The sequence below is a fragment of the Mesorhizobium sp. M4B.F.Ca.ET.089.01.1.1 genome (assembly GCF_004022605.1).
GTDB lineage: Bacteria > Pseudomonadota > Alphaproteobacteria > Rhizobiales > Rhizobiaceae > Mesorhizobium > Mesorhizobium abyssinicae.
Genome location: NZ_RZOS01000412.1, coordinates 1 through 5,051 on the forward strand (window position 1 = coordinate 1; position 5,051 = coordinate 5,051).

Consider the following 5,051-nt stretch of genomic DNA (forward strand, 5'->3'; position numbering starts at 1 on the left):
ACATCAACCAGCGCGACGAGGTGCCGGAAAAGCGCGTCCATGGCGAATATACCGACACCGGCGTGCGCAAGCTGCAGCAGGACCTGATGCTGAAGACCGACGCCGGCGATGTCAGGCATGTCGCCGTCGGCAAGACCGAGGGCGCCGTCATCATCGTGCTCTACCTGCACGGTCAGGGTGGCAGCCGAAAGCAAGGTGTCGACGACTTTACCTTCGGTGGCAATTTCAACCGCCTCAAGAATCTGATGGCCGCCAATGGCGGCCTCTATCTGTCGCCGGACTTCCCCGATTTCGGCGACAAGGGCGCCGCCCAGGTTGCGGCGCTGATCGATCACTACGCCGAGAAGTCCCCGGGCGCGAAGATCTTCGTCGCCTGCGGCTCGATGGGCGGATCGCTGTGCTGGAAGCTTGCCGCGCGCAACGAAACCGGCCGACGCATCGACGGGCTGCTGCTGCTCGGTTCGCTGTGGGACGAGAGCTTTCTCGCCAGTCCCGCCTTCAGGCGCCATGTGCCCGTCTTCTTCGGTCAGGGCAGCAAGGACCCGGTATTTCCGGTGGAAAAGCAGGAAGCCTTCTTCCGCTCCATCATTGCAAAGTCAAAAGCCTATCCCTATCCGACCCGCTTCGTCCGCTTCGAGACCGGCACGCACGGCACGCCGATCCGCATGACCGACTGGCGCGGCACGCTCAACTGGATGCTCTCCAAGGCGCCGTGACGTTGATACCGGGATTGCCTCAGGGCGCCGTGTTGTAGTCGACCACGGCCTGCGGGTTCTGCTCGCCATCGTATGATGCATCGACGTCGTACTGGACCAGGGAAAAATCACCGTTGCGGAACAGGTAGGTTCCGGACGACGAGGCATCGCCGACGCCGCGCCACTTGTTGAAGGTGGTGATCGTCTTGGTGGCGTCGTCGTAAGCGGAATTGACGGCCCAGCCTGTCGCCTGGAAGCCGACGACGTGCATGCTCTCCACCTTGCCGTCGCTGTCGTTGTTCGCGTAGCGGATGTCCATTTCGGGCTCGGCGAACTGCAACTGCCTGACGCCCGAGACGTCGTCGTAGATGTAGTAGATGGAGCTTTCATTGTAGGCGGCGGCCGAGCAGGCGAAATGGAAGAGCCGCGTTTCCCGCTCGGGGTCGCCTTCGGCCGCGCTCTTGTCCTTGTATTTGATCGAAAACAGCTCGGGCTCCTGCTCGAACAGCTCCTTGTCGCATTGGCCGGCATAGGTGGCAGCGAACGCCTTCTTCGCCTGCTCCAGCGCCTCGTCCTTCTTCGGCGGCGGCGGGCCGTCGCCGCAGCTTGCCGGCACGGCCTCTTCGAAATCGGCGGTCGATGGCTTCAGCGCGCCCTTGTCGATGAAGATCGGCTGGAACGGCGGTTCCTGGATCTGGCCGTTGACCTGGCGCAGCGTATAGCAGCCGGCAAAGACCTTGGCCTCGCCCTTCTTGTCGGTCGCCTGGATGGCGACCGGGACATTGTGGTAGATGCTGCCGGCTGCACCCTCGTCGGATACCGCGCCCGTCTTCACCTCGACCGTATCGGTGCCGTCATAGCCTTTGACGAACGCGTCGAAATCCTTTGCCGGCTTGGTATCGCCGTAATAGCCCCAGGCGCGGGCGAATTCATGCCGGTTGATGGCGCTGTAGAGCGAGCGGATGACAGCGGCAGCGTCCGAGCGATCGTCGATATAGGGTGGGTCGGCGGCGAGCGCCTGCTGGCCCGTTACGGCGATGGAGAAGAAAGCGGTCGCTGCAAGAAAGGCGCATCTCATCGGGATCCTCCACTCCAGATGGAAACACCTAGCATGGTGATTGCGGCGGCGCGGTGACGCTTGAAGAATCGCTTGTGGAAGCGCTAGCTCCCGTTCGCTCGACTGGGAGAAAGCAAGATGACGATTTCGATGTATGACGCCTCGGTGCCGGTGTTTTCGGCCAGGCTGAAGTCACTCTCCAATGTGCTGTCGCTGGCCGAACAGAACGCGGTCGATCGCAAGATCGACCCGCAGGTCTTTCTGACCGCGCGGCTGGCCCCCGACATGTTCGCGCTGACCAGGCAGGTGCAGATCGCCACCGATCACGCCAAGGGCGCGCCGTCGCGGCTCGCCGGCCGCGAAGTGCCGAAATACGAGGACAACGAGGCGAGTTTCGCCGACCTGCAGGCTCGCATCGCCAAGACGGTCGATCATCTGGCGACGTTTTCGGCAGCCGACCTGAATAACTCGGAAGAGCGCACGATCGAACTCAGGCTCGGCGGGCGGGAAGTCTCGATGCCGGGCTTGCAATACCTGCTCCACGCCGCCATGCCCAACTTCTATTTCCACGTGACCACCGCCTACGGCATCCTGCGGCACAACGGCGTGCCGCTCGGCAAGGCGGTTTTTCTGGGACGTTGAAAGTCTTGAGGTTTCCCGGTGCTGCCGGGAAACCTCTTGCTGGACAGACTCAGCGCGTGGACATTTCGCGCGCGATGCGCGGGAAATCGGCTGGCTTGATGCCGATGTCGGCGCGGTCGGCATTGCTCATTGAATGCAGCAGCGCCAAGGCTGCGCGGTAGCGCTGATGGTCCTGCGGCCGCGGCCGCGCGAACATTTCGGTGAAGAACCCCATGATCCATGGCCCCTAGTTGGTCCTCCCGACTCAAACATATAGGGCGAATGTTAAAATTGTGCAGTGCAGCAATTGCATGGCAGCCATGCCCGGACGATTTTTTTCGTCACAATCGATTTTTTTTGAAACTTTTACGGTCTGTCGAACGTAGGCGTGGTGCCGGCCCATGGCCGGCTTTTTCCTCGCCACTCCTGGCGACCTTGCCGGGCTGCATGAAATGCAGTCCGGCTTTTTTGCTATGGCGCTGGCGAACGGCTAAACTGGTTAACGTCGAAGGCATTCATTTTTAACGAGCAAGCTCTATGGTGCGACCGTCTCACATATGTGCTTGACGAGACGGGAGGCTGACATCGGCACCGGAGCCAAGCGGGATTTCGCGTCCTTGCTCGACGATCTCTTCGTTGCCTCCGACAAGGCCGAGGCAGGCGATGAGGCGGCGGCGCGGCCGACAATTCCGTTCGACTATCTCTCGGTGGCGGACGAGCTTCATTCCGGCCGCATCAAGGTTGCCGGCGAGACGTTCGCGGCCGAATACCGGGAGGCAGGCGCCGATCTCGCCGCGGAATTCGCCGCGCTGCTCGACCAGGCCAAGCTGGCGTTGGCCGGCGAGCAGGCAAGGCCGGAGGAAAAACTGCCGCCGATCGACCCCGACGCGATCGCCGCCGAGCTTGGCCTCGATCATCCGGTGAAGAGCGCCGACCTCGGCCGCATGCGGCGCAGCTTCGCTTTCGCCAACCACCCGGACCGCGTTGCCCCGCATCTGCGCCAGCGCGCCATGATCCGCATGCAGGTGGCCAACATGCTGATCGATGAGGCCAAGCGGCGCGCCGTGGCCGGAGCCCGGCGCTAGCCCTCTTCAAGTTCACGCAAAAGTCGTCCGGGCCGGGCTTGGAGAACACCCGCCCTTTGCTTTATGGTCGGTTTTCCTCCTGCGCTTCGCGCAAAAAAGTTCCCCGCCGGAGAAATTCCCATGCATAAACGCCGTCTCGGTCGGACCGATCTTCTTGTGTCTCAAATCTGCCTGGGCTCGATGACCTGGGGCCAGCAGAACACCGAGGCCGAAGGCCATGCGCAGATGGACCTGGCCTTTGAGCGCGGCGTCAATTTCATCGATACGGCCGAGCTGTACCCGATCCCGCCCAAGGCGGAGACGCAGGGGCGGACCGAGAAGATCATCGGCAGTTGGATGAAGGCCAACGGCAATCGCGACAAGGTGATCATTGCCTCGAAGGTGGTCGGTCGCACCGGCAACATTTGGTTTCGCGGCGACCGCCCGTCGAAGCTGGCGCGCGCCGACATTTTCGACGCCGTCGAGAAGTCGCTGACCAAGCTCGGCACCGACTACATCGATCTTTACCAGATCCATTGGCCGGAACGGGACATTCCCTGGGGCGCCAACCCGACGCGCGTCGGCGCGGTGGCGCGACGCGCCGACACCGAAGGCGCGCCGGCAGGCGAGACGCCGATCGCCGAGACGCTTGGCGTCTTCGACGAACTGGTGAAGGCCGGGAAGATCCGCCATTTCGGCCTGTCGAACGAAAGCTCCTGGGGCGTCATGCGCTTCCTTGCCGAGGCCGACAAGGGCGTCGGGCCGCGGCCCGTCTCGCTGCAGAACGCCTACAGCCTCGTCAATCGCACCTTCGAGGTGAACATCGCCGAGGTCTGCGAGCGCGAGCAGATCGCCTTCCTGCCTTATTCGCCGCTGGCGCAGGGCTATCTGACCGGCAAATACGACCATGGCGCGCGCCCGCAAGGCTCGCGCTCGCAGCTTTTCAACCGTGGCCAGCGCTACGAGACGCCGAATGCGGCGCAAGTCCTGCTCGAATACAACGAGCTGGCGCGCTCCTTCGGCATGGAGCCGGCGCTGTTTGCCAATGCCTATGTCTCGAGCAGACCCTTCGTCACCTCGAACATCATCGGCGCGACGGCGATCTGGCAGCTGGAAACGGCGTTGTCCTCGGCCGAGGTCAGATGGACCGAGGAGATGCAGAAGGCGGTCGATGCGGTTCATCAGCGCGTCGGCAATCCGTGTCCTTGACCAGAATTGTTCAACGATAACAAAAGGGAGGGGACGGCAATGAATTTTCCAATCGAAACCGTGCGGGGAAGATTTCCGGCGCTGTCGCTGACCGACAACGACCGCCGCCGCATCTATCTCGATAACCCGGCCGGCACGCAGGTGCCGCAAGCGGTGGCCGACGCCGTGTCGCGCTGCCTGCTTACCACCAACGCCAATCTCGGCGGCTTCTTCGAAACGACGCTGGCGGCGCAGGAAGTGGTCGACGGCGCGCATGCGGCAATGGCCGATTTCCTCGGTGCCGCGAGCGCCGAGGAGATCATCATCGGCGCCAACATGACGACGCTGACCTACCATATGTCGCGCACGCTCGGCCGCGCGATGAAGCCAGGCGACGAGATCATCGTCACCCGCATGGATCATGAG

Annotated in this window: 7 protein-coding genes; 5 read left to right on the forward strand and 2 right to left on the reverse strand. The window is 62.7% G+C overall.

The genetic code is table 11. The annotated features are described in order from the left end of the window. Window positions 1-716: alpha/beta fold hydrolase (locus tag EN780_RS27215; RefSeq protein WP_128275843.1), on the forward strand; the 716-nt coding region annotated here is incomplete at its 5' end. A gap of 19 nt (window positions 717-735) precedes the next feature. Here the strand turns inward: EN780_RS27215 and EN780_RS27220 are convergent. Further along, window positions 736-1,773, reverse strand: a complete 1,038-nt coding sequence (locus EN780_RS27220) for a DUF1176 domain-containing protein (RefSeq protein WP_128275844.1) — start codon at window positions 1,771-1,773, stop codon at window positions 736-738. Window positions 1,774-1,890: 117 nt separating this feature from the next. Here EN780_RS27220 and EN780_RS27225 point away from each other — a divergent pair, with 117 nt between their 5' ends. Continuing rightward, entirely contained in the window at window positions 1,891-2,394 is a 504-nt protein-coding gene (locus EN780_RS27225) for a DUF1993 family protein (protein ID WP_128275845.1), read from the forward strand. A 49-nt stretch (window positions 2,395-2,443) separates the two neighbouring features. On the opposite strand, the gene EN780_RS27230 is transcribed toward EN780_RS27225, so the two are convergent. After that, window positions 2,444-2,608: a hypothetical protein gene (locus EN780_RS27230; protein WP_126054817.1), complete on the reverse strand. Its 165-nt coding sequence runs from the start codon at window positions 2,606-2,608 to the stop codon at window positions 2,444-2,446. Window positions 2,609-2,990: 382 nt separating this feature from the next. On the opposite strand from EN780_RS27230, the gene EN780_RS27235 reads away from it, so the two are divergent. The 3 genes from EN780_RS27235 to EN780_RS27245 all read left to right on the forward strand — a co-directional run. Next, window positions 2,991-3,458 (forward strand): hypothetical protein, encoded by a 468-nt coding sequence (locus EN780_RS27235; RefSeq protein ID WP_127286912.1) that lies wholly within the window; start codon window positions 2,991-2,993, stop codon window positions 3,456-3,458. A gap of 120 nt (window positions 3,459-3,578) precedes the next feature. Beyond that, window positions 3,579-4,646, forward strand: coding sequence for an aldo/keto reductase (locus EN780_RS27240; RefSeq protein WP_128275846.1), 1,068 nt, complete (start codon window positions 3,579-3,581; stop codon window positions 4,644-4,646). 39 nt (window positions 4,647-4,685) lie between these two features. Continuing rightward, on the forward strand, window positions 4,686-5,051 hold a 366-nt coding region (locus EN780_RS27245; RefSeq protein ID WP_128275847.1), incomplete at its 3' end, for an aminotransferase class V-fold PLP-dependent enzyme.

Bases quoted from the DNA above. Each gene is read 5' to 3' on its own strand.
- EN780_RS27220 (WP_128275844.1), bottom strand. From the start codon at position 1,773: ATGAGATGCGCCTTTCTTGCAGCGACCGCTTTCTTCTCCATCGCCGTA.
- EN780_RS27225 (WP_128275845.1), top strand. From the start codon at position 1,891: ATGACGATTTCGATGTATGACGCCTCGGTGCCGGTGTTTTCGGCCAGG.
- EN780_RS27230 (WP_126054817.1), bottom strand. From the start codon at position 2,608: ATGGGGTTCTTCACCGAAATGTTCGCGCGGCCGCGGCCGCAGGACCAT.
- EN780_RS27240 (WP_128275846.1), top strand. From the start codon at position 3,579: ATGCATAAACGCCGTCTCGGTCGGACCGATCTTCTTGTGTCTCAAATC.